Origin of the sequence: Micromonospora sp. NPDC051141 (genome assembly GCF_044455765.1) — a bacterium.
Lineage (GTDB): Bacteria > Actinomycetota > Actinomycetes > Mycobacteriales > Micromonosporaceae > Micromonospora.
The window spans coordinates 56,287-77,469 of sequence record NZ_JBITFD010000004.1 but is presented as its reverse complement, the minus strand read 5'-3'; the positions used below and the strand labels follow the sequence as shown (position 1 = coordinate 77,469).

General features: G+C 73.2%; 23 protein-coding genes. 14 read left to right on the top strand and 9 right to left on the bottom strand.

What is annotated here, in order from left to right; genetic code table 11:
- Positions 1-82: 82 nt before the first annotated feature.
- Positions 83-1,294 (top strand): pectate lyase, encoded by a 1,212-nt coding sequence (locus tag ACIA6B_RS08625; protein ID WP_396772158.1) that lies wholly within the window; start codon positions 83-85, stop codon positions 1,292-1,294.
- 52 nt (positions 1,295-1,346) lie between these two features.
- Here the strand turns inward: ACIA6B_RS08625 and ACIA6B_RS08620 are convergent, their stop codons facing one another.
- Positions 1,347-1,817, bottom strand: coding sequence for a MarR family winged helix-turn-helix transcriptional regulator (locus ACIA6B_RS08620; protein ID WP_396772157.1), 471 nt, complete (start codon positions 1,815-1,817; stop codon positions 1,347-1,349).
- 63 nt (positions 1,818-1,880) lie between these two features.
- On the opposite strand from ACIA6B_RS08620, the gene ACIA6B_RS08615 reads away from it, so the two are divergent.
- On the top strand, positions 1,881-2,435 hold the full coding sequence (locus ACIA6B_RS08615) for a carboxymuconolactone decarboxylase family protein (RefSeq protein ID WP_396772156.1): 555 nt from the start codon (positions 1,881-1,883) through the stop codon (positions 2,433-2,435).
- Between the two features lie 60 nt (positions 2,436-2,495).
- Here the strand turns inward: ACIA6B_RS08615 and ACIA6B_RS08610 are convergent, their stop codons facing one another.
- The gene (locus ACIA6B_RS08610) at positions 2,496-2,771 is read right to left on the bottom strand and encodes a hypothetical protein (RefSeq protein ID WP_396772155.1); all 276 of its coding nucleotides are present in this window, start codon (positions 2,769-2,771) and stop codon (positions 2,496-2,498) included.
- Positions 2,772-3,009: 238 nt separating this feature from the next.
- Here ACIA6B_RS08610 and ACIA6B_RS08605 point away from each other — a divergent pair, with 238 nt between their 5' ends.
- Positions 3,010-3,801 (top strand): helix-turn-helix transcriptional regulator, encoded by a 792-nt coding sequence (locus ACIA6B_RS08605; RefSeq protein ID WP_396772154.1) that lies wholly within the window; start codon positions 3,010-3,012, stop codon positions 3,799-3,801.
- Positions 3,789-3,980, top strand: coding sequence for a DUF397 domain-containing protein (locus tag ACIA6B_RS08600; protein WP_281943667.1), 192 nt, complete (start codon positions 3,789-3,791; stop codon positions 3,978-3,980). The genes ACIA6B_RS08605 and ACIA6B_RS08600 overlap by 13 nt, the downstream gene beginning before the upstream one ends.
- Before the next feature lie 12 nt (positions 3,981-3,992).
- On the opposite strand, the gene ACIA6B_RS08595 is transcribed toward ACIA6B_RS08600, so the two are convergent.
- A complete protein-coding gene (locus ACIA6B_RS08595) occupies positions 3,993-4,865 on the bottom strand; it encodes an alpha/beta fold hydrolase (RefSeq protein WP_396772153.1) in 873 nt (290 codons plus the stop codon).
- Positions 4,866-4,973: 108 nt separating this feature from the next.
- Between ACIA6B_RS08595 and ACIA6B_RS08590 the strand changes: the two genes are divergently transcribed.
- Positions 4,974-6,431 (top strand): menaquinone biosynthesis decarboxylase, encoded by a 1,458-nt coding sequence (locus tag ACIA6B_RS08590; RefSeq protein ID WP_107154633.1) that lies wholly within the window; start codon positions 4,974-4,976, stop codon positions 6,429-6,431.
- Positions 6,431-7,333: a menaquinone biosynthesis prenyltransferase MqnP gene (gene mqnP, locus ACIA6B_RS08585; RefSeq protein WP_396772152.1), complete on the top strand. Its 903-nt coding sequence runs from the start codon at positions 6,431-6,433 to the stop codon at positions 7,331-7,333. The genes ACIA6B_RS08590 and mqnP overlap by 1 nt, the downstream gene beginning before the upstream one ends.
- 31 nt (positions 7,334-7,364) lie before the next feature.
- On the opposite strand, the gene ACIA6B_RS08580 is transcribed toward mqnP, so the two are convergent.
- The gene (locus ACIA6B_RS08580; protein ID WP_396772554.1) at positions 7,365-8,330 is read right to left on the bottom strand and encodes a terpene synthase; all 966 of its coding nucleotides are present in this window, start codon (positions 8,328-8,330) and stop codon (positions 7,365-7,367) included.
- Between the two features lie 99 nt (positions 8,331-8,429).
- On the opposite strand from ACIA6B_RS08580, the gene ACIA6B_RS08575 reads away from it, so the two are divergent.
- Positions 8,430-9,089: a UbiX family flavin prenyltransferase gene (locus ACIA6B_RS08575; protein ID WP_396772151.1), complete on the top strand. Its 660-nt coding sequence runs from the start codon at positions 8,430-8,432 to the stop codon at positions 9,087-9,089.
- Positions 9,090-9,135: 46 nt separating this feature from the next.
- Here the strand turns inward: ACIA6B_RS08575 and ACIA6B_RS08570 are convergent, their stop codons facing one another.
- On the bottom strand, positions 9,136-9,402 hold the full coding sequence (locus ACIA6B_RS08570; RefSeq protein WP_013473529.1) for a BldC family transcriptional regulator: 267 nt from the start codon (positions 9,400-9,402) through the stop codon (positions 9,136-9,138).
- Between the two features lie 268 nt (positions 9,403-9,670).
- Between ACIA6B_RS08570 and ACIA6B_RS08565 the strand changes: the two genes are divergently transcribed.
- The 4 genes from ACIA6B_RS08565 to ACIA6B_RS08550 all read left to right on the top strand — a co-directional run bounded on the left by ACIA6B_RS08565 (position 9,671) and on the right by ACIA6B_RS08550 (position 12,609).
- Positions 9,671-10,129, top strand: coding sequence for an Lrp/AsnC family transcriptional regulator (locus ACIA6B_RS08565; RefSeq protein ID WP_396772150.1), 459 nt, complete (start codon positions 9,671-9,673; stop codon positions 10,127-10,129).
- A gap of 333 nt (positions 10,130-10,462) precedes the next feature.
- Positions 10,463-11,305: an SDR family oxidoreductase gene (locus tag ACIA6B_RS08560; RefSeq protein ID WP_396772149.1), complete on the top strand. Its 843-nt coding sequence runs from the start codon at positions 10,463-10,465 to the stop codon at positions 11,303-11,305.
- A 10-nt stretch (positions 11,306-11,315) separates the two neighbouring features.
- Positions 11,316-12,407, top strand: coding sequence for a PLP-dependent cysteine synthase family protein (locus tag ACIA6B_RS08555; protein ID WP_396772148.1), 1,092 nt, complete (start codon positions 11,316-11,318; stop codon positions 12,405-12,407).
- Positions 12,408-12,456: 49 nt separating this feature from the next.
- Entirely contained in the window at positions 12,457-12,609 is a 153-nt protein-coding gene (locus ACIA6B_RS08550; RefSeq protein ID WP_396772147.1) for a hypothetical protein, read from the top strand.
- 16 nt (positions 12,610-12,625) lie between these two features.
- Here ACIA6B_RS08550 and ACIA6B_RS08545 read toward each other — a convergent pair whose 3' ends face one another.
- The 4 genes from ACIA6B_RS08545 to ACIA6B_RS08530 all read right to left on the bottom strand — a co-directional run bounded on the left by ACIA6B_RS08545 (position 12,626) and on the right by ACIA6B_RS08530 (position 18,970).
- A complete protein-coding gene (locus tag ACIA6B_RS08545) occupies positions 12,626-13,246 on the bottom strand; it encodes a putative glycolipid-binding domain-containing protein (protein ID WP_357304824.1) in 621 nt (206 codons plus the stop codon).
- A gap of 108 nt (positions 13,247-13,354) precedes the next feature.
- Positions 13,355-15,163: a DEAD/DEAH box helicase gene (locus ACIA6B_RS08540; RefSeq protein WP_396772146.1), complete on the bottom strand. Its 1,809-nt coding sequence runs from the start codon at positions 15,161-15,163 to the stop codon at positions 13,355-13,357.
- Positions 15,164-15,350: 187 nt separating this feature from the next.
- Positions 15,351-15,878 carry a hypothetical protein gene (locus ACIA6B_RS08535; RefSeq protein WP_396772145.1) on the bottom strand — a complete coding sequence of 176 codons (528 nt, stop codon included), beginning with the start codon at positions 15,876-15,878 and terminating at the stop codon, positions 15,351-15,353.
- Between the two features lie 1,445 nt (positions 15,879-17,323).
- On the bottom strand, positions 17,324-18,970 hold the full coding sequence (locus ACIA6B_RS08530) for a C40 family peptidase (protein ID WP_396772144.1): 1,647 nt from the start codon (positions 18,968-18,970) through the stop codon (positions 17,324-17,326).
- Positions 18,971-19,199: 229 nt separating this feature from the next.
- Between ACIA6B_RS08530 and mqnE the strand changes: the two genes are divergently transcribed.
- The 3 genes from mqnE to ACIA6B_RS08515 are packed head-to-tail and all read left to right on the top strand — an operon-like array spanning position 19,200 to position 21,144.
- Positions 19,200-20,369 carry an aminofutalosine synthase MqnE gene (gene mqnE, locus ACIA6B_RS08525; RefSeq protein WP_107154643.1) on the top strand — a complete coding sequence of 390 codons (1,170 nt, stop codon included), beginning with the start codon at positions 19,200-19,202 and terminating at the stop codon, positions 20,367-20,369.
- 7 nt (positions 20,370-20,376) lie between these two features.
- Entirely contained in the window at positions 20,377-20,838 is a 462-nt protein-coding gene (locus tag ACIA6B_RS08520) for a hypothetical protein (protein ID WP_396772143.1), read from the top strand.
- A gap of 27 nt (positions 20,839-20,865) precedes the next feature.
- Positions 20,866-21,144 (top strand): DUF4229 domain-containing protein, encoded by a 279-nt coding sequence (locus ACIA6B_RS08515; RefSeq protein ID WP_281943650.1) that lies wholly within the window; start codon positions 20,866-20,868, stop codon positions 21,142-21,144.
- The last annotated feature ends 39 nt before the right edge of the window (positions 21,145-21,183 follow it).

Sequence of the window (21,183 nt, the reverse complement as noted above, 5' to 3'; positions counted from 1 at the left end):
TGCCTTGACATCGATAGATGTCTATGGTTTACCTGAAAGCGCTTTCTAACACAGGGTACACACGCTTGAAAGGTGAAACCGGATGAGACGCAAAGTCGCCACTCGGTGGCTGACCGGCGGTGTCGCTGCGGTCGCAGGTGCCGTCGTCGCGCTGGCGTTGCAGGTCCCCAGCGCGTCGGCCGCCACGAACCTGAGCCTCGGCGCCGGCGCCGACGGCTCCAGCAAGGCCGATGGCACCAGCTACGGCAACGTCATCGACGGCAACGCCGGCACCTACTGGTCGCCGAGCGGCTCGACCGGCACGGTCTCGGTCAAGTGGGGCAGCGCCACCACGGTGTCCTCGGCCGTCATCGTGCAGGCCTCGGGCGGCGGCTCGATCAGCGGCTGGCAGCTCAAGAACTACGACACGGGCTCCGTCCTGGCCAGCGGCGGCAGCGCCCCGAGCGTCATCACCTTCTCCTCGACGTCGCTGAAGAAGATCTCCTTCGTCATCACCGGCGCGTCCGGCACCCCGCGGATCGCCGAGTTCGAGACGTACTCCAGCGGCGGGTCGACGCCGACCACCAGCCCGACCAGTGGTCCCACCAGCGGTCCGACGTCCGGCCCGACCGGCAACCCGGGCACGCCGACCGGTGCGTGGCCGTCGTCGGCCGGCTCGGTGAACATCTCCAGCACGGTCAACGTCTCCGGCACCTTCGACGGTGGAATGAAGACGTACTGCTGCATGGGTGACGGTGGGCAGGGCGAGTCGCAGGACCCGATGTTCAAGATTGCCAACGGGGGCACGCTCCAGAACGTCATCCTCGGTTCGCCCGCCGGTGACGGCGTGCACTGCGAGGGCACCTGCACGTTGCGCAACGTGTGGTGGAACGACATCGGTGAGGACGCCGCCACCTTCAAGCAGACCAACGGCGGTACGTCCTACGTCATCGGTGGCGGCGCGCGCAGCGGCAGCGACAAGACCTTCCAGCACAACGGCAACGGCACCGTCAGCATCTCCGGCTTCTACCTCAAGGGGTCCGGCAAGCTGTACCGCGCCTGCGGCAACTGCTCCACCTCGTACACCCGCCACGTGCGTGTCGACAACGTCCTCGTCGACGACATCGACATGCTCGCCGGCATCAACAGCAACTGGAACGACACCGCGACGATCACCCGCGTGGTCGTGATCGGCTCGGCGGTCATCTGCGGCAAGTACAAGGGCGTGGCCAAGGGCAGCGAACCCAGCTACCTCGGTGAGGGCTGGAACGACGCCAACTGCAAGGTCACCAGAAGTGACGTCATCTTCCGGTAGTGGTGTTCGGAACGGGGCACCCGACGCCGGTCGGGTGCCCCGTTCGTGTCCATCACCCGCCGAACCAGCCCGGCACGTCGAGGCGGAACACGTCGGTGGGGACCATCCGGCGCAGGTCGTCCTCGATGGCCGCGACCCGGTCCGCGCCGAGCGTGGCCGCCCAGCGGTCGCGCAGCGCGTCGAAGACGACCGCCGAGCGGCGTAACCCGTCGTGGCCCCGGGCGGTCATCCGGACCAGTTTCCGGCGGGCGTCGGCGGGGTCGTCCACGCGTTCCAGGTAGCCGAGCGCGACCAGCCGGTCCACCGTCTTGCCGGCGGCCTGCTTGGAGACGCCGAGGCGTTGCCCGAGGTCGGAGGCGGTGGTGCCGGCCGGCCCGACGGCCTGGAGGACGAAGCCGTGCGCCGGTCGCAACTCGGGGTGCCCGTGCCGGGCCAGCTCGGCGTGCAGGTCGTCGACGAGCGTGCGGAAGCCGGCCAGCAGGAGCAGCGGCAGCGCGAAGCCGGGGCGGTCAGGCGTTGCCATGTTCGACAACCTGGTTTACGGTTTGGTCAACCACGTTGACCATCTTACGAGAGGGGACCGCGGATGTCCCGCTTCACCGCGTACGAACCCGACACCGCACCGGCCGCCGCCCGCCCGGTCATGGCCGGCGTCCACCGCAAACTCGGCCACCTGCCCGCCGCCGTCGGCCTGATGGCCGGCTCACCGGAGCTGCTCAAGGGCTTCCTCGCCGCCAACGCCGCCTTCGAGGCCACCGACCTCGACCCGGTCGCCCGGGAGGTGGTCGTGCTGACGGTCGCCACCCGCAACGAGTGCCACCTCTGCGTGGCCATGCACACCGCCACGCTCACCCGGCAGGACGCCGCGCCCGAGCTGATCGACGCGCTGCGAACCGGCGGCATGCTGCCCGAGCCCCGGCTGGAGGCGCTGCGCCGGTGCACCGTCGCCGTGCTCGACCACCGGGGCGCGGTCGGAGACGCCGAACTGGACGCGTTCCTGGCCGCCGGCTGGCAGCCACGACACGCGCTGGACGTCGTGCTCGGCGTCGGGACCTACACCATCTCGACGTTCGCGAACCGGCTCACCGCCGCGCCGCTCGACGCGCCACTGCACCGGTACGCCTGGGAGCCGGCCGCCTGAAGCGGGCGGTGGGCGAAAAGGCGGCGGGCGTTAAGCGGGGCCCCGCCTCTACCGGAGGCGTTAACCGGGGGCCCCTCCTTCACGTCGGGGGCGGCGCGGGGCGGCCCAGCCGAGGAAGCGCTCGTGCAGCGCGGCGGGCTTCGGCGCGTCCTGCGGGGCGAGCCGGTACAGATCCTCCACGGCGGTGTGGAACATCCCGGCGAGATAGACGCAGAGAGTGACGTGGCTGTCCCCGTACTCGGCCAGCAGGGTGAGTCGGGCGGCGCCGCACGGCCACGGGCCGCCGCAGGCCCGGCAGAGCCACAGTGGGCGGTGCGGGTCGTGCCGTCGCGTCATCGCACGGTCCTCTCCTCGATCGCCGGGCTGGAGGGAGGGGCCGTCCGCCGCCGACGTACCGGACGGCCCCTCCGCAGTTTCGTCCGTCCTTTCGGGTCGGATCCGAACGATTCCGCTGCGCCCAGTTTCGGGACGGCGGGGCTACTGCCGGAAGGCGTATGGTCACCCAGTGTGTCGGGGCGGGCGCTCGGTGAGGTCGGTGAGACACGCGGAACGCGGCCGTGAGGAGGGCGTGCGGATGGACGACCGCTTACAGGTGCTGATCGAGGAGCTGCGACACATGCGCGCGGCCCGGAAGATGACCCAGGAGGATCTGGCGAAGGCGATCAGTTATTCGCCGTCGACCGTGGCGATGGTCGAGACCGGGGCGCGCAAGCCGCCGCCGGATTTCTGGGAGCGGGCCGACGTGGCACTCGACACCGGTGGCGCGTTCGGCCGGATGCTGACCCGATTCGGGTCGCCGCAGTGGATGCGGGCGTGGGAGGCCAACGAGCGGCAGGCCACCGTGCTGCGGTCGTATGAGAACACGGTGGTGCCCGGGCTGTTGCAGACCTCGGCGTACGCTCGCGCGTTGTTCCGCAGCGTCGGCCTGTTCGAGGAGGCGGAGGTGGAGCAGCGGGTGGAGGCCCGGCTGGCCCGGCAGGCGGTGCTGACCGGGGAGAAGCCGCCGCAGCTCGTCGCGGTGCTTGACGAGCACGTGCTGCGCCGGCCGGTCGGTGGCCCGCTGGTGATGCGCGAGCAGGTGCTGCGGCTGGTCAAGCTGGTCAATGAGCGGCCCCGGGTCCGGCTCCAGGTGGTGCCCGCCTCGGTCGGCGCATATCCCGGTGTCGCCGGGGCCTTCGTGCTGGCTACGCTCCCCAGCGGGGAGGACGTCGTCTATCTGGACGATCAGCTCAAGGGTCAGGTGATCGACCACACCGAGGACGTGCTGGCGGTCCGGTCGTCCTGGGAGTCGATCGAGGGGGAGGCGCTGCCGCCCCGGCAGTCGATGGAGTTGCTAGTGGAGGTGGCGGAGACATGGCGGACCTGACCGGCGCCCGGTGGCGCACCAGCACCCGGAGCAGCACCAACGGCGGCAACTGCGTCGAGGTGGCCGACAACCTGCCGCGCGTGGTCGCCGTCCGCGACAGCAAGGACCGCGCCGGCGCGGTGCTGACGTTCCGCCCGGCCGCCTGGCGCGCGTTCGTCGAGTCGGCCCGCCGGGGCTGACCCGCCCGCCCGTCAGCCCTTGAGGAACGGCAGCAGCAGGGCGGTGAGCGTCGCCGGCTGCTCCTCGAACAGCCAGTGGCCGCAGTCCTCGACCACCTCGCCGGTGACCGAGTCGGCGTACCGGCGCACCTGCTCGGCCACCTGGGCGCCGAGGCTGGCCTGCGCGCCGACGGCCAGCACCGGCATCGCCAGCTTCGTGCCCCGGTACGCCGTGTTGTCCGCGACGTCCTGCCCGAACGCCCGGAAGTAGGCGAAGCTGGCCCGCAGGTGCGCCTCGTCGCGCAGGTGACCGGCGTACTCCTCGATGTCGTCCGGGTCGAGACTGCCCTTGTTCACCATGATCGAGTCGGTGAACCGGTCGACCCAGAGCGCCTCGCGGCCGGCGACGAGCTGCTCGGGCAGGCCGTTGGGCACGGTGAAGAAGCCGAAGTTCCACACCGCCGGGCCGGCCGCGGTGAGCGCGGGCATGGCGTAAACGCTCTCGTCCGGGATCGGCGCCTCGCTGAGCACCAGCCGGGCGACCGAGTCGGGATGGGCGGCGGCATAGGCGTACGCGACCATGGTGCCGAGATCGTGGCCGACCAGCCGGATGTCCCCGGCCAGGTCGAGCGCGGTGAGCAGCCCGTGCAGGTCGGCGGCGACCGTCTTCTTGTCGTACCCGCCGGGCGGGGCGTCGCTGTCGCCGAAGCCGCGCAGGTCGGGGGCGATCACCTCGAAGGAGCGCGCCAGCTCCGGCAGCACGTGCCGCCACATGCGCCAGCACTGCGGGTAGCCGTGCAGCAGCACCAGCGTCGGCCCCTGACCGCCCCGGACGTAGTTGATCTCCACATCGCCGACCTGGGCCCGCTGCTCGCTGAATCCCGCCGGCACCCGCTCGTCGCCCATGCCGCCGACTACCCGCCCGACGGGGCGTTAAAAGGGGCCCCGCCTCTGCCGAATGCGTTAACAAGGGGCCCTTCCTTGCACCTCAGCAGGGTGGGGGAGGATGGAGGCATGGGGCGTGGCTTTCCGTACGACGATCTCAAGGACTTCCTCGCGGCGCTGGAACGCGCCGGTGAGCTGCGGCGGGTGAGCGTCCCGGTCGACCCCACGCTGGAGATCAGCGAGGTGGTCACCCGGACCGTCCGTGCCGGTGGGCCGGCGCTGCTGTTCGAGCGGCCCACCCGGGGCGAGATGCCGGTGGCGGTGAACCTGTTCGGCACCGAGAAGCGGATGGCCATGGCGCTCGGCGTCGAGTCGCTCGACGAGATCGGCGCGCGGATCGGCGAGCTGCTCAAGCCGGAACTGCCGCAGGGCTTCACCGGCATGATGGGTGGGCTCGGCAAGGTCATGCAGCTCAAGTCCATGCCGCCGAAGAAGGTCCGGACCGCCCCCTGCCAGCAGGTGGTCTACCGGGGCGACGACGTCGACCTGAACCGGCTGCCCGGGTTGCAGGTGTGGCCGGGCGACGGCGGCATCTTCCACAACTTCGGGCTGACCCACACCAAGCACCCGGAGACCGGCAAGCGCAACCTCGGGTTGTACCGGCTCCAGCAGCACGGCCGGAACACGCTCGGCATGCACTGGCAGATCCACAAGAACTCCACCGCGCACCACGCGGTCGCCGAGCGGCTCGGGCAGCGCCTGCCGGTGGCGGTCGCCATCGGCGCCGACCCGGCGGTCGCGTACGCGGCCAGCGCGCCGCTCCCCGCCGACATCGACGAGTACCTGTTCGCCGGCTTCCTGCGCGGGGAGCGGGTCGAGATGGTCGACTGCCTGAGCGTCCCGTTGCAGGTGCCGGCGCACGCGCAGGTCGTGCTGGAGGGGTACCTCGAACCGGGCGAGCGGTTGCCCGAGGGGCCGTTCGGCGACCACACCGGCTTCTACACGCCGGTGGAGCCGTTCCCGGTGCTGCACATCGAGACCATGACCATGCAGCGCGACCCGGTCTACCACTCGATCGTCACGTCCCAGCCGCCGCAGGAGGACCACGGCCTCGGCAAGGCCACCGAGCGGATCTTCGCTCCGCTGCTGCGCTTCCTGATCCCGGACATCGTCGACTACGACCTGCCCGCCGCCGGCGTGTTCCACAACTGCGCGATCGTGTCGATCCGCAAGCGCTACCCGAAGCACGCGCAGAAGGTGATGAACGCGATCTGGGGCGCGCACATGATGTCGCTGACCAAGCTGATCGTGATCGTCGACGAGGACTGCGACGTGCACGACTACAACGAGGTCGCGTTCCGCGCCTTCGGCAACGTCGACTACGCCCGTGACCTGCTCCTCACCGAGGGCCCGGTGGACCACCTGGACCACGCCTCGTACCAGCAGTTCTGGGGCGGCAAGGCCGGCGTGGACGCCACCCGCAAGCTGCCCACCGAGGGGTACACCCGAGGTTGGCCGGAGGAGATGCGGATGTCCCCCGAGGTGACCTCCCTGGTCGACAAGCGCTGGCAGGAGTACGGAATCTGATGACCGCGGTGGCGGAACGGCCCGGCCGGGTCACGTCCTTCCTGAAGCTCGTCGCGATCGAGCACTCGGTGTTCGCGTTGCCGTTCGCGTACCTGTCGGCGTTGACCGCGATGCGGGTCGACGGGGGGCGGGTGCGCTGGCTCGACCTGCTGCTGATCACCGTGGCGATGGTCGGCGCGCGGACGTTCGCGATGGCCGCCAACCGGATCCTGGACCGGCGGATCGACGCCCGGAACCCGCGTACCGCGAACCGGGAACTGGTCACCGGGGCGGTGAGCGTACGAACGGCCTGGACCGGCGCGGCCGTCGCGCTCGTGGTCTTCCTGGCCGCCGCCGCGCTGCTCAACCCGCTCTGCCTGATGCTCGCGCCGCTGGCCGTGGTGCCGCTGGTCGTCTACCCGTACGGCAAGCGCTTCACCAACTGGCCGCACGCCATCCTCGCGGTCGCCCAGGCGGTCGGCCCGGTCGGCGCGTGGCTGGCGGTCACCGGCACGCTGGACGGGTCCGGCCCGGCCTGGCTGCTCGGCGCCGCGGTCGGCCTCTGGATCGGCGGCTTCGACCTGATCTACGCCTGCCAGGACTCCGAGATCGACCGGGAGATCGGGGTGCACAGCGTCCCCGCCCGGTACGGCCGGCGCTTCGCGCTGCACGCCTCCACGGTCGCGCACGTGGTGACGTTCGCGCTGTTCATCTGCTTCGGCGCGCTCGTCGGCTTCGGCTGGCTGTGGTGGATCGGGCTGGCGCTCACCGCGGTCGCCTTCGGCTACCAGCACCTGGTGGTCAGCCCCACCGACCTGAGCAGGGTCAACCGGGCGTTCTTCACCGCCAACGGGTTCGTCGGCATCGCGTTGTTCGTGCTCGCGCTGCTCGACCTGGTGGTCCGGCTCGGCCTGCGCCCCTGACCTCCCCGGTCCCCGGGCCCCGGTCAGCCGGTCAGGGCGTCGCGGTGACCGGGTAGCGGGCGCTCTCCAGCGTCCAGTCGACAGTGCCGCGCACGGCGGCGGCCACCCCGTCGAGATGGATGGTGACGGCCTCGTCCAACGCCGGGCCGAACGACGGCACCGCCGCGCGCAGCGCCATGAAGCGGCTCATCTCGGCGCGCCAGTGCGCCGCCACCAGGTCGACCGCGGCCGGCAACGGCACGCCCCGCTCGGCGGCCACCGCCAGCACCAGATTGTGCCCCCCGCCGGTGACCCGGTCCCGCTCCAGCGAGGCGATGTCGTTGAACCAGGAGAGCAGGTCGTTGGCGAGGTCCGCGTGACGGCGCAGCGTGGGATGGTGGTAGACCGCGTCGGGCAGCGGGCGACCGGCGGCGAACTCGATCAGCGGGTACGACACGTACGCCGCCGAGGTGGCCCGGCGTAACCGGACATACTCCGCGACGCCGGGCGGCCGGCCGGCCGACGTGGCAGCCGTCTCCCGCGACACGCCGTCGAGGTGGTCGGCCACCGCGTCGGCGAAGCGCAGCCGCCAGCGTGCCGGCATCCGGTGCCGTGGCTCCCGCCACGCCTGCACGAGCAGCCGGCGCAGCGGACCGGTGAACCCCGGGTGGCGGGCTCGCGGCCCCTCGCGGAGCAGCGCGAGCGCGCCGTCGCGCAGCGCGCGGATCTGCGCCGGGGCCAGCCCGTCCGGCCCGTCACAGGCGTCGTCGACCAGGAAGAACCAGGTGAACAGCGCGGACAGCACCCGCAGGTCGGGCTCGGTGGCGTCCGGGTAGAGCCGGCCGGCGTACCGGGCGAAGCCGGCGCGGGCCAGCCGTCGGCGGGTGCCCGGATCCAGCGGCAGGCCGAGCCGGTCGAGGTGGTCGACAAGCCAGCCCTGCACCTCGTCGGCGTACGGGGAGAACCGGGGCGCGACGGGGCAGTCGGATCGCAGCGCCCGCAGCACCGCCGCCGTCATCACCGGCCCTTCCATGGAGGTGGATCGCCGGCTCAGAGAATCCCATGCGGCGGGAAGCCCCGTCGACCCACCGGACATTTGGCCTGGCAGGCTTACGGCATGCGCGAACCATGGGTGGTGGGCGTCTCCGGTGCCTCCGGGACCCCGTACGCGGCGGCGGTCGTCCGGGGACTGCTGGACGCCGGCGCGGCGGTCGACCTGGTCGTCTCCCGGGCCGCCCGGCTGACCGTGCTCGACGAGACCGGCCGGCCCTTCCGGGACGCGCACTGGGCCGCGGACCTGGCCGGGTGGCTCGACCGTGACCTCACCGGCGCGGACCTCCGGTACTGGCCCGCCGGTGACCTGGCCGCCGGCCCGAGCAGCGGCTCCTACCGGGTACGCGGCATGGTGGTCGTGCCGGCCAGCACCGCGGCCTGCGCCGGCATCGCGATCGGCCTCTCCAAGGACCTGCTCCAACGGGCCGCCGAGGTGAACCTCAAGGAGCGCCGTCCGGTCGTGGTGGTGCCCCGGGAGACCCCGGTGACCCGCAGCCACCTGGAACACCTCATCGCGTTGCACGACGCCGGCGCGGTGGTGCTACCGGCCAGTCCGGGCTTCTACGGCGCCGGGGCGTCGGCCTCCGCGCAGCAGTTGGTCGACTTCGTGGCCGGAAAGGTGCTCGACGCGCTCGGCGTCGAACACACGCTGTTCCGGCGCTGGTCGGGCACGCTCGCCGCGGACCGCCGGGACGTGACCGGCCGGGACGTGGACGGGGCCTGACCGGCCGGGCGCGGCCCGCCTCACCGGCCGGACCGCGCCCGCTCGCTCAGTACATGCCGGCGTTTGCCGGGCCGGGGCCGGTCGAAGCGGTCGGGCCCATGTTGCGGGCCTTACCCATGTCCTCCGCCTCGTCCAGCATGCCCTCCCCCTCAAGCAGGGCTCGCACCTCGGATTCCCGAAACCGGCGATGCCCGCCTGGAGTCCGGATGCTGCCGATCCGGCCGGCCGCTGCCCATCGGGTCACGGTTTTCGGGTCCACCCGAAACAGCGCAGCGACCTCACCCGGTGTCAGCAGGCGATCTCCAGTGTCCACAGCCCCCTCCTCGCGTCGACGAAGCCCCCGGCTGAACACACTGCCCCCGGCCGGTGCGAGCCCAGAGCCGTCATGAGGGACGTATGGCAATTACAGCACCAGGGACCGGGCGTGTCCGCCAAACGCGAAATACGCACACACTGCGAAGTTAGGAAATGGTACCGGCGTAGAACCTCCGTGACGGGACGTTTGTGAATGGCAACGTACCGTCATGTTCAACGGGTGCCGTTCACCTCCGGTCACGGCCCAGAGGATAGGGTCACTCTCCGTGGACACGATCGACCTGGCCCTCGTGGAGCTGCTACGGGGCAACGCCCGCCTGTCGTACGCCGAGCTGGCCCGGCAGGTCGGCCTCTCCGCCCCGGCCGTGCACGAGCGGGTCGGCAAACTGGAGTCCGGTGGGGTGATCCGGGCGTACCGTGCCGAGGTCGAGCCGGAGGCGATCGGGCTCGGGGTCACCGCGCTGATCGGCATCATGGAGAACTCCGACGCGGACACCGACGACGTGCTGGAGGCGTTCCGCCAGATCCCCGAGATCGAATCCTGCTACTTCATGGCCGGCGTCGAATCCTTCCTGCTCAAGGCGCGGGTCGGCACCATCGCCGAGCTGGAACAGCTGATCGTCCGGTTGAACCGGACGCCCGGGGTCGCCTCCACCCGCACCGGGATCGCGCTGTCGACCAAGTGGGAGAACCGTCCCCAGCCGCTCGAACCACCCACCTCCTGACGGACGTCCGCCGGCCTCGCCCGGCGACGTTGGTGTCGTCGCACCGCTGCCAACTTGATGGCACGAACGACTCAGGCGCACCGCCGCCCGTCCACCCAGGGCTGCCCACCGGGTTGCCGACCACCGGCCCGACGTGGACCGGGATCTTGGAGGTACGGGCCTGAGTCATCTGTGCCATCAAGTTGGCAGGCGGATCGCGGGGGACACCTCTGCCGCCCGTCGGCCTCCAGCTTCGGCGCGGCTCTGCGGCCCCGACGTCGTCCCCGAAGAACCGGGCATCCCGCGCCGGCACAGGTCTGGCCCGCGCCCGGTGCGGGCGGATAGCGTGCGGCGATGACGACCTCGGGGCGGGGTGCCGCCGTGGTGACCGGCGCGGCCGGCGGGCTGGGCCGCGCGCTCGCCGCCGCGCTGCACGCCGACGGCTGGCGGGTGCTGCTGACCGACGTCGACGCCGACGCGGTGGGCGCCGTCGCCGGGCCGCTGGGTGGCTGGTCCCGTCCGCTCGACGTCCGCGACGGGGCCGCCTGCGCGGCGGTCGCCGCCGAGGCGGCCGGCGGGCCGGGCGGGCTCGGGCTGTGGGTGAACAACGCCGGCATCCTGGTCACCGGCCCCGCCTGGGAGCAAGACGCCGAAACCCGGCAGCGGGTGATCGAGGTCAACGCGCTCGGCGCGGTCAACGGCACGCTGGCCGCCGTGGCGGTCATGCGGGAGCAGGGCCACGGCCACGTGCTCAACGTCGTCTCGCTGGCCGGGCTGATCGCCGCGCCCGGCGAGACGGTGTACGCGGCCAGCAAGCACGCCCTGCTGGCGTTCAGCCTCGGCACGCTGACCGACCTGCGGATGGCCGGCGTCCGGGGCGTACACGTGTCGTGTCTGTGCCCGGACGGGATCTGGACGCCGATGCTGCACGACAGGCTCGACGACCCCGGGGCGCTGGCGTCCTTCACCGGGTCGCTGCTGACGGCGGAGCGGGTGGCCGCGCGGGCGGTCCGGCTGGCCCGCCGGCCGCGCCCGGTGGTCAGCCTGCCGCGCTGGCGCGGCGCGCAGGTCCGGCTGCTCGACGCGTTCCCCCGGCTCGCGCTGGCGCTCACGCCGGTGGTGCGCGCCGCCGGCCGGGCCGGGCAGCGCCGGCAGGCACGCCGGGTCCGGGCGGATGCGCGCCGCCCTCGCTTGTAACGTTGCCGCCGTGACTCATCTCGACCGGTGTGACGAGGCCGCCCGGCGCTGGCTCACCGAGGCGATCGCCACGGTCGAGGCGGACGCCAACCGGTCCGCCGACACCCACCTCCTGCCGTTCCCGCTGCCCCGGGCCTGGGGGATCGACCTCTACCTCAAGGACGAGTCGGTGCACCCGACCGGCTCGCTCAAGCACCGGCTGGCCCGCTCGCTGTTCCTCTACGGGCTGTGCAACGGCTGGATCGGCCGGGACACCACGATCGTCGAGGCGTCCTCCGGGTCGACGGCGGTCTCCGAGGCGTACTTCGCGCGGATGCTCGGGCTGCCGTTCATCGCGGTCATGCCGGCCTCCACCTCGCCGGAGAAGATCGCCCAGATCGAGTTCCAGGGCGGGCGCTGCCACCTGGTCCGCGACCCGGCCAAGGTGGTGATCGAGGCGCGTTGGCTGGCCGAGGACACCGGCGGTCACTACATGGACCAGTTCACCTACGCCGAGCGGGCCACCGACTGGCGGGGCAACAACAACATCGCCGAGTCGATCTACGCGCAGCTCGCGCTGGAGCGGCACCCGGTGCCGGCCTGGATCGTGGTGGGCGCCGGCACCGGCGGCACCAGCGCCACCATCGGCCGGTACGCCCGCTACCGCCGACTGCCCACCAAGCTGTGCGTGGTGGACCCGGAGAACTCCGCGTTCTACCCGGCGTGGCAGGCCGGCGACTGGTCGTTCCGCACCGGTCGTGGCTCCCGGATCGAGGGCATCGGCCGGCCCGGCGTCGAGCCGTCCTTCCTGCCCAGCGTGGTGGACCGGATGGTGCAGGTGCCGGACGCCGCGTCGCTGGCCGCCATGCGCGCCGGCTCGGCGGTGCTCGGCCGCCGGGTCGGCGGCTCCACCGGCACCAACCTCTGGGGCGCGTTCGGGCTGATCGCCGAGATGCGCGCCGCCGGGCGGACCGGCTCGGTGGTGACGCTGATCTGCGACCCGGGCGACCGCTACGTCGACACGTACTACTCCGACCGGTGGGTGGCCGGGCAGGGCCTCGACCTCACCCCGTACCTCACCGCCGTCGACCGGTTCCTGGACGACGGCACCTGGCCGACCTGACCGGCGTCGGTCGTCATACAGGTCCGGCGGGTACTCGACGGCGGACCAGGTGCGGGCCCGGCAGTCCGGCGCCGTCCGATCCGACATCACGGCCGACGACCTGCGCAGCCTGATGTGCGGCGTGCAACACGCCGTGGCGATCAGCGACGCGGACGCCGCCGACCGCTACCTCGGCGTCCTGCTGCGCGGACTACGCGCGTGATCGGCCGGCCCGACGGTCAGCGCGGGTCGACCCGCTCCGCGAGCCCGGGATAGCGCACCACGAAGCCCTCCGGGTCGACCTCCAGGTCGGCGGTGAACCCGTCACCGGCGTACCGCACCCGGCCCGGACCCAGCGAGGTGTAGACCTGCTCGGCGGGAAGCACCGTCAGGCCGGGCAGCAGCACCCACACCACCGTCACGCTCGTCGCCAGGTCGGCGGGGAGCCGGCCCAGCCCGATCCGGCGGATCGGCAGCGTGTTGGTCAGCGGGGAACCGCCCAGGTCGACGTCGAGCGCCTCGGCCAGCCGGTCCGGGTCATCCGTACCGGGCAGGCCCACGGGCGGATGCCCGGCCGCCCGCAGCGCCGCGTCCAGGTCACCCTCCTCGCCGGTGCGCACGCGCCACCCGTCGCCGCCCCGCTCCAGGCGTACGCTCCGCGCCCAGCCGGCGCCGTCCGCGTCCACCTCCAGCCGGCTGGTCGACCAGTCCGGCGCGACCGTCAGGCGGTAACGGCAGGTGTACGGGATCGGGTCCACGGCCAGCGCCACGCCCTGCGCGGTCAGCCCCTGGCGGTCGTCGAGCACGACGTGCTCGGATCCGGCGGTGTCGGTCCGGGCCCAGAAGAGCGACTTCGGCATGGACCGGACGTTACGCGACCGGCCGGGCGCCGGCAGCGGATGCGCGAACGCCGCCGCCGAGCGGGTGCTCGACGGCGGCGTCCGAAGTGATCTTCCAGAGGTTCCGGATCAGTGGGTACGAGCCGGCGGACGCCCACCGAAACCGCGCCGGTCGTCGCGCGGCCGGTCGTCCCGGCCCCGGCCCTCGGGACGGAAGCCGCCCCGACGCTCGGCCGGTCGGGCCTCGCCCCGGTCCCCGAAGCGGCGCTCGGTGCTGCCGTCGCGGTCCCCGAAGCGACGCTCGGTGTGGCCGTCCCGGTCCCCGAAGCGACGCTCGGTGTGGCCGTCGCGGTCCCCGAAGCGACGCTCGCCCTGCGGGCGGTCCCCGTGGCGGCGCTCGCCGAAGTCACGACCGCCGGTGGGTCGGTCGCCGTAGCCGCGCTCACCGCTGGGTCGGTCCCCGTAGCGACGCTCGCCGGTGGGTCGGTCGCCGTAGCCGCGTCCGCCGGTCGGCCGGTCGCCGTAGCGGCGCTCACCGGTGGGCCGGTCGCCGTAGCCGCGTCCGCCGCTGGGCCGGTCCCCGTAACGACGCTCGCCGGTGGGTCGGTCCCCGTAGCGACGCTCGCCGGTGGGCCGGTCGCCGTAGCCGCGTCCGTCCCGGTCGCCGAAGCGGCGGGGGCCGCCGCCACGGCGGGGCTCCGGCTCCTCGCGGACCGGTACGCCGCTGGGCTCCCGCGCGCCGGTCAGCTCGGCCAGCGCCTCGTCACCGGCGCGGACTCGAGCCTGGGACGGCTCGACGCCCGCCTTCTCCAGCATGGCCAACGTGGTCCGGCGCTGCTTCGGCAGCACCAGGGTCGCCACCGCGCCGGACTCGCCGGCCCGAGCGGTGCGGCCGGCCCGGTGCAGGTAGTCCTTCGGGTCCTTCGGCGGGTCCACGTGCAGCACCAGCGAGACCCCGTCGACATGGATGCCCCGGGCCGCCACGTCGGTGGCGACAAGCACGTTCATCCGGCCCTCGCGGAACTCGGCAAGCGTCCTGGTGCGCATCCGCTGGGTCTTTCCGCCGTGCAGGCCACCGGCCCGTACGCCGACCGCGGCGAGCTGCTCGACCAGCCGGTCGACGCCGAGCTGCGTACGGGCGAAGACCATGGTGCGCCCCTCACGGGCGGCGATGGACGCCGTCACCGCGAACTTGTCGTGCGGCGGGATCAGCAGCATGTGGTGGTCCATGGTGGACACCGCCGCGGTGGCCGGTGCGGTCGAGTGGGTGACCGGGTCGGTCATGAACCGCTTGACCAGCGAGTCGACGTCGTTGTCCAGAGTGGCGGAGAAGAGCAGCCGCTGGGCGTCCGCAGGCGTCTTCGCCAGCAGCTCGGTGACCTCGGGCAGGAAGCCCATGTCGGCCATCTGGTCGGCCTCGTCCAGCACGGTGACCTCGACGTCGTCGAGTCGGCAGACACCGCGCGCGATCAGGTCGCCGAGCCGCCCCGGCGTGGCCACCACGATCTCCACGCCCCGGCGGAGCGCGTCGATCTGCCGGTCGTACGGCACGCCGCCGACCGCGGTCTTCAGGAAGATGCCCACCGCCTTGCCGAGCGGCACCAGCGCGTCGTTGACCTGCATGGCCAGCTCGCGGGTGGGAACCAGGACCAGCGCGCGGGGGTGCAGCGGCCGGGCCCGGTTGCGGTCGGCGAGCCGGGCGATCACCGGCAGGCCGAAGGCGAGCGTCTTGCCGGAGCCGGTCTGGCCCCGGCCGAGCACGTCGCGGCCGGCGAGCGCGTCCGGCACGGTGGCCCGCTGGATCTCGAACGGGGTGGTGATTCCCTGCCGGGCGAGCGCGTCGACCACCTGCGCCGGAAGGCCGAGCGAGGCGAAGTCGGGGGCGTCGGTGATCGGGTCGGTGGACGGGGACATGCTGGATTCAGCGAAGGTGGTCAAGAAATACCTTTCGAGCGGGGCGCATCTTCGCGATGGCCTGCCGCGGCACCGTCACGCCGCCGAATCGCCCGCAAGATCGCCCATGGGCGCGCAGTCGGGCGCGCCGGGTCAGTGATCCCGACAAGTGTACGGCGCTTCACCGACACGGCCACCGCATCGCGCGGCCGTAGTGGGCGGGCTCACCCCGTCAGCGCGTCAGCACGGTGCCGGTCAGACCGCTCAACGCGTCGTTGGCCAGGAACACCACGAGCAGACTGATGGCGATCAGCGCCGTCAGCGCGACGGCCAACACGATGATGACCTTGGTGTTGCTGGCCCGGGTGGCCGGAGTGTCCTCGGCCCAGCCCTGGGCCAAAATGTGCCCGGTCAGCGAACCGGTGTTCTCCGACGGGCTGCTCTGCGGGAGCGCGACCGTGGCGAAGCCCGGGCCATCCGTGCCGCCGTACGCGGTTCCGGCCAGGTCCTGACTGCCGAGCGGCGGACGTACCGGAGGGGCGGTTTCGGTCTGCCGTGCGGAAGCGGCCGGCGGCGGCCAGGTCGGCGGCGCCGGCGCCGGGACGGCCGGGGCCGGCGGCGCGGAGGTGGGGGGCGCGGAGGTGGGGGGCCAGACCGGCTGCGCTCCGGGCACGCCGGCCATCGCCGGCGGCGGCGGGAACGGGGGCGCGGGCATCGGGCCGGGCAGCGGCGGTGGCACCGCCGGCCCCGGAGGCGGCACGGGTGGCCCGGGTATCGGCGGAACCGGTCCCGGTGGATTCGGCCCTGGTGGATTCGGTGCGGGCGGAAACGGTCCGGGCGGATTCGGGGACGGAGCCGGCGCGGGGACGGGCACCGGGGGCGTCGGGCGGAGCGGGGGCTCCGGCTCGGGTACGGGCGGAGCCGGTGACGGGGGCGTCGGCCCGGGCACCGGGGTCGGAGCCGGCTCGGGCTCGGGGCCCGGCGGGGACGGCGGCTGCGCCGGCTCCGGCGGCTGGGCGGGCTCCGGTGGCTCCGGGTTGACCGGGGCGGCCCGGTAGAGCTTCGCGGCGGTGGGCGCGGCTGCCACCGACACGGCGACCTCGTCCGCCGAGACCCGGCTCAGGCCGGGCACCGAAGCGCTGGCCCGGGCGGGCGGTGCCGGGGACTCGGTGCGCGGCGCGGGCGCGACCCGGCCGGCGAACCGGTCGGGCGGCTGCTGCCCGGCGTCGCCGACGGGGCGGGCGTCCCGGCTCGTGTCCGGAAGCTCCGCACGCGGCGCGGGCACCTGAACGGCTCCGGAGACGTGGGCGGCGCTGGGCACTTGGGCGGCGCTGGGCACTTGGGCGGCGCTGGGCACCTGGGCGGCGCTGGGCACCTGGGTTGAACCGGGTGCCCGGGTTGAACCGGGTGCCCGGGTTGAGCTGGGCACCTGGATCGAACCGGGCACCTGGGCAGCGCCGGAGATCCGGGCGGCGCTGGGGGTCGGGGTGGCCCCGGAGGTCGGGGTGGCCCCGGAGGCCGGGGTGGCCGGGGAGTCGCCGTCGGTCGGGCCCGGCGCGGCGTCGTCGGGAGCCGAACCGAGATGGTCGGCGGCGTCCACGGTCGGAACGGGCGCCGGCGTCGCGGCGGCCGGGAGCGCGATCGGGGCAGCGGGGCTCGGGGCAGCGGGGCTTGGGGCAGCGGGGCTCGGGGCAGCCGAGGCCGGGGCGGCGGGCGGTGACGGAATCGGAGCCACCGGAATCGGCGTCGGCGGCGTCGAGGCGGCCGGCGAACCGGCGTCGTCGGTCGAGGCCGGCCGGTCGGCCGCCGCGAAGGCGGACCAACTGGACGGCGGCGAGACGGTCGCCCCCGGGCGGCGGCGGTCCAGCGGCGGGACGCTCTCCGCCGGGGCACCCGCCCGGTAGGTGGTGGCGGTGGCCGGCGGACCGGGCCGTTCCCCGCCCGACGGCGGCGCTACGGCCGAGCCGGCCACGCTGACCCGGGCCCGCGCGACGGCGACCGGACCCGGCTGAGCCGGGCGCTCGTCGGCGTTCCCGACGGGGTCGGGCGTGGGTCCCGGTTGGACCGTCTCCGCCGGAACCTCGTGCTCGCCCATCTCGCCCCTCCGCACCCACGCTCGCCCCCGACCGTGGCGCCGGCCGGAAGTGCCTGGATCTCACCGTGCCACATTCCGGCCCGGGAACACAGTCGGAGCGGACGGTTGGGTCAGTCGGTGCTGGTCGGGCTGGCGGACTCGCTGCCGGCCGTGCTCTCCGTCGGCTTCGCCGTGCTGCTCGACGGCGCGGCGGCGCTGTCGGTCGGTTCCGCCGAGGTCGACGACGGCGCGACGGTGGCGGTGCGGCTCGGCGACGGGCTCGGCGTGTCCGACGGGGTGGGCGTCGGGCTGGTGCTCGTCGACGGGGTGGGCGTCGGGCTGGACGTGGTCGGCGTGGGCTTCGGCGTGGCGGTCTTCGTCGGCTTCGGCGTGGGCTTCGGCGTGGCGGACTTCGTCGGCTTCGGCGTCGGCTTCGGCGTGGCGCCGGGCTTCGGCGGGTTGGCCGGCACGGTCGGGAGCGGCACCGGCGTGGCGGGCCCGGGGACGGCCCCGACCACCCGGGTCGCCGCGTAGAGCCGGGACCACCGGACCACCGAGATCTTGACCACGTCGCCGGTCCGCGGCGCCTCCACCATCTTGCCGTTACCGATGTACATGGCGACGTGGTGGATGCTGCTCCAGCTCCCGCCGGAGGCGAAGAAGAGCAGGTCACCGGGGAGGAGGGCGGTCGGGCTGACGGTGCGGGACCGGGTCGCGTAGTACTGGTCCCGGGAGACGCGGGGCAGGCCCCGGTAGCCGGCCGACTGGTACGCGGCGAGCATCAGACCGGAGCAGTCGAACCGGTCCGGGCCCTCCGCCGCCCAGAGGTAGGGGTCGCCCAACTGGGCCAGGGCGTAGCGCACGGCGGCCAGCGCCCGCGGGTCGGCGACCAGGCCGTTGATGCTCTGGTTGACGACGTACGGGTTGCCGAGCCGCTGCTCGGCGGCGTCCTCGCGGCGCTCGATCTCGAGCAGCTTGGCGGCGTTGTCGCGGCGGAGCTTGAGCAGCGCGGCTTCCTGCTTGTGCAGGTCGGTCTCGACCCGGGTGAACTCCGCGATCTTCTCGGTGACCCGGCGCTGGACCGAGGCGTGCGCCTCGCGCGCGACCCGCTCGTCGGTGGTGGCGCGCAGCAGCTCGCCGGTCACCGAGGTGGTGGCGCCCTCGGCCTTGTCGCCCCGGGTGATCCGCTGGAGATCGGAGAACTGGCGCAGGCTGGCGCCGAACTCGCCGGGCGGCAGCGCGGCGTCGGCCTTGACCGCGTCGGCGGCGGCGCTCTTGGCGTTCTCCTGGGCCCGGGCCAGCGCGGCCTGGGCGTCCTTGAGGCGGGCGGCGGCAGCGGTCAGCTCGGCCTGGGCCGCGTCCCGCTCGCCCTTGACCCGCAGGAGGTTGTCGCCGAGCTGGGCGACCTGGCCGTCCACCTGGTTGATCTGCGCGATCAGCGGCCCGTCCGCCGGGTTCGTGACGCCGGTCGTGGCACCCGGCAGGATCGGCGCGCCGCCGGGCAGGCCGGGCACCGGTGCGCCGGGCTGGCCGGGGACGGTGGCGCCGGGGCGGCCGGTGGTGGCGCCCGGCACGGTGGGCAGCTGGAGCGGGCCGGTGACCTGCGGCCGGGACCCGGTGCTGGGAACGGTGTCGGGCAGCGGATCGGCCCAGGCCGGGGTCGCGAGCGCCGCGGCCGCGACCGCCCCGAGCAGGGCGGACCAGAGCGCCGGGCGCAGCACCGGTGAGATCACCGGTGAGCGTCGCCGTCGCCTTCGGGCCTTGGTGCTGTCGACCATTCCGCTCCCCGTCCGGTCTGGTGCGCGCCACGTGTGGTGGGCGTGATGAGACAGGGCGGCCCTGGTGTGTGTTCCGCCCCACCCTGTCTTACCTCACCGACGCAACGATGTCGATGTGCGGAGCGTGACGACCGGTGAACTGGGTCGCTGCGGTCGACCGCGCGGGCGGCGCGCCGGACCCGCGACGTACGCTCGATCGGGACCCCAGGTGGAAGGACGTGGCTTTCGGATGGACGCCGGACTCAAGCGCGAGCTCGAAGCGAAGGTCTACGCGGGGGAGCGGCTGACCCGCGAGGACGGCATCGCGCTCTACGCGAGCGACGACCTGACCTGGTTGGGCCGGCTGGCCCACCACAGGCGTACGGAGCTCAACGGCGACCGGGTGATGTTCAACGTCAACCGGCACCTCAACCTGACCAACGTCTGTTCCGCGTCGTGCGCGTACTGCTCGTTCCAGCGCAAGCCGGGCGAGAAGGACGCCTACACGATGCGGATCGACGAGGCGGTCCGCAAGGCCAAGGAGATGGAGGACGAGCAGCTCACCGAGCTGCACATCGTCAACGGCCTGCACCCGACGCTGCCCTGGCGCTACTACCCCAAGGTGCTGCGCGAGCTGAAGGCCGCGCTGCCGAAGGTCAACCTCAAGGCGTTCACCGCGACCGAGGTGCAGTGGTTCGAGAAGATCAGCGGGCTGACGGCCGACGCGATCCTCGACGAGCTGATGGACGCCGGGCTGGAGTCGCTGACCGGCGGCGGCGCGGAGATCTTCGACTGGGAGGTCCGGCAGCACATCGTCGACCACGCCTGCCACTGGGAGGACTGGTCGCGGATCCACCGGCTGGCCCACTCGAAGGGCATGAAGACGCCGTCGACCATGCTCTACGGCCACATCGAGGAGCCCCGGCACCGGGTCGACCACGTGCTGCGGCTGCGTGAGCTCCAGGACGAGACCGGCGGCTTCCAGGTCTTCATCCCGCTGCGCTACCAGCACGACTTCGTCGACTCGGCGGACGGCAAGGTCCGCAACCGGATCCAGGCGCGCACCACGATGGCCTCCCCGGCCGAGTCGCTCAAGACGTTCGCGGTCTCCCGCCTACTGTTCGACAACGTCCCGCACGTGAAGTGCTTCTGGGTCATGCACGGGCTCTCGGTGGCCCAGCTCTCGCTGAACTTCGGCGTGGACGACCTGGACGGCTCGGTGGTGGAATACAAGATCACGCACGACGCCGACTCGTACGGCACGCCGAACACCATGCACCGGGACGACCTGCTGCACCTGATCTGGGACGCCGGCTTCCGCCCGGTGGAGCGGAACACCCGCTACGAGACCGTCCGCGAGTACGCTGCCGCGCCGTCGATGGCCGAGCGCCGCTCCGAGCCGCAGCAGGTCTGGGCCTGACCCGGCGATGAGCACCGGCAGGTCTGGGCCCGACCCGGTGACGAACACCGGGGAGCAGCAGCGCGGTTTTCCTCGGCGGGACGCCGAGGGACGCATCCTGACGCTCGGCGACCTGCTCGGCGTGACGCTCGCCGGGCTGGTCATCGGCGTGCTGGCGCTGCTGCTCTTCGAGTGGGCGTTCGCCGCCCTCGGCGCCGGCGGGTTCGGGGGGACCAACGGCTGGCTGGCGGTGATCCTGCCGCTCTGGCTGTTCTGGGACGACTTCCGGGCCTGGGAGTTCGGTGCCGCCCGGGTGCTGGCGGCGCTGGTCGGGCTCGGGGTCGGCGTGCTGGCCGGGTTGCTGGCGGCCGGGCTGGCCGCGGGGCTGCCGGCGCTGTTCACCGGCGCGCTGGCCGCGGCGGTTTTCACCGTGGTCTACGCGGTGATCTGGTTTCATGGCGTGCACTGGCTGGCCCGGCGGACGGGCTGAGGCGGCGGAGAGAGTGGGAATGCGGGCATGAGCGCGGCGGTCAAGTACACGCTGGGCCGGATCGGGCTGTTCGTCGCGGTGCTGGCGGCCCTCTGGTTCGTCGAGATGAACATGTTCCTGCGGCTGATGCTGGCGTTGGTCTTCTCCGCCACGCTGTCGTTCTTCCTGCTGAAGGGGTGGCGGGACGAGATGGCCGGGGAGATGGCCGACGCGGCGGAGCGCCGTCGCGCGGAGAAGGACCGGCTGCGCTCCGCCCTGGCCGGCGACGACCAGCCCACCGACGCGCCCGGCGAACCCCGAGGCTGAGTGGTGCGGAGGGGCCCCTTCTCGACTCCAGGCGTTAAC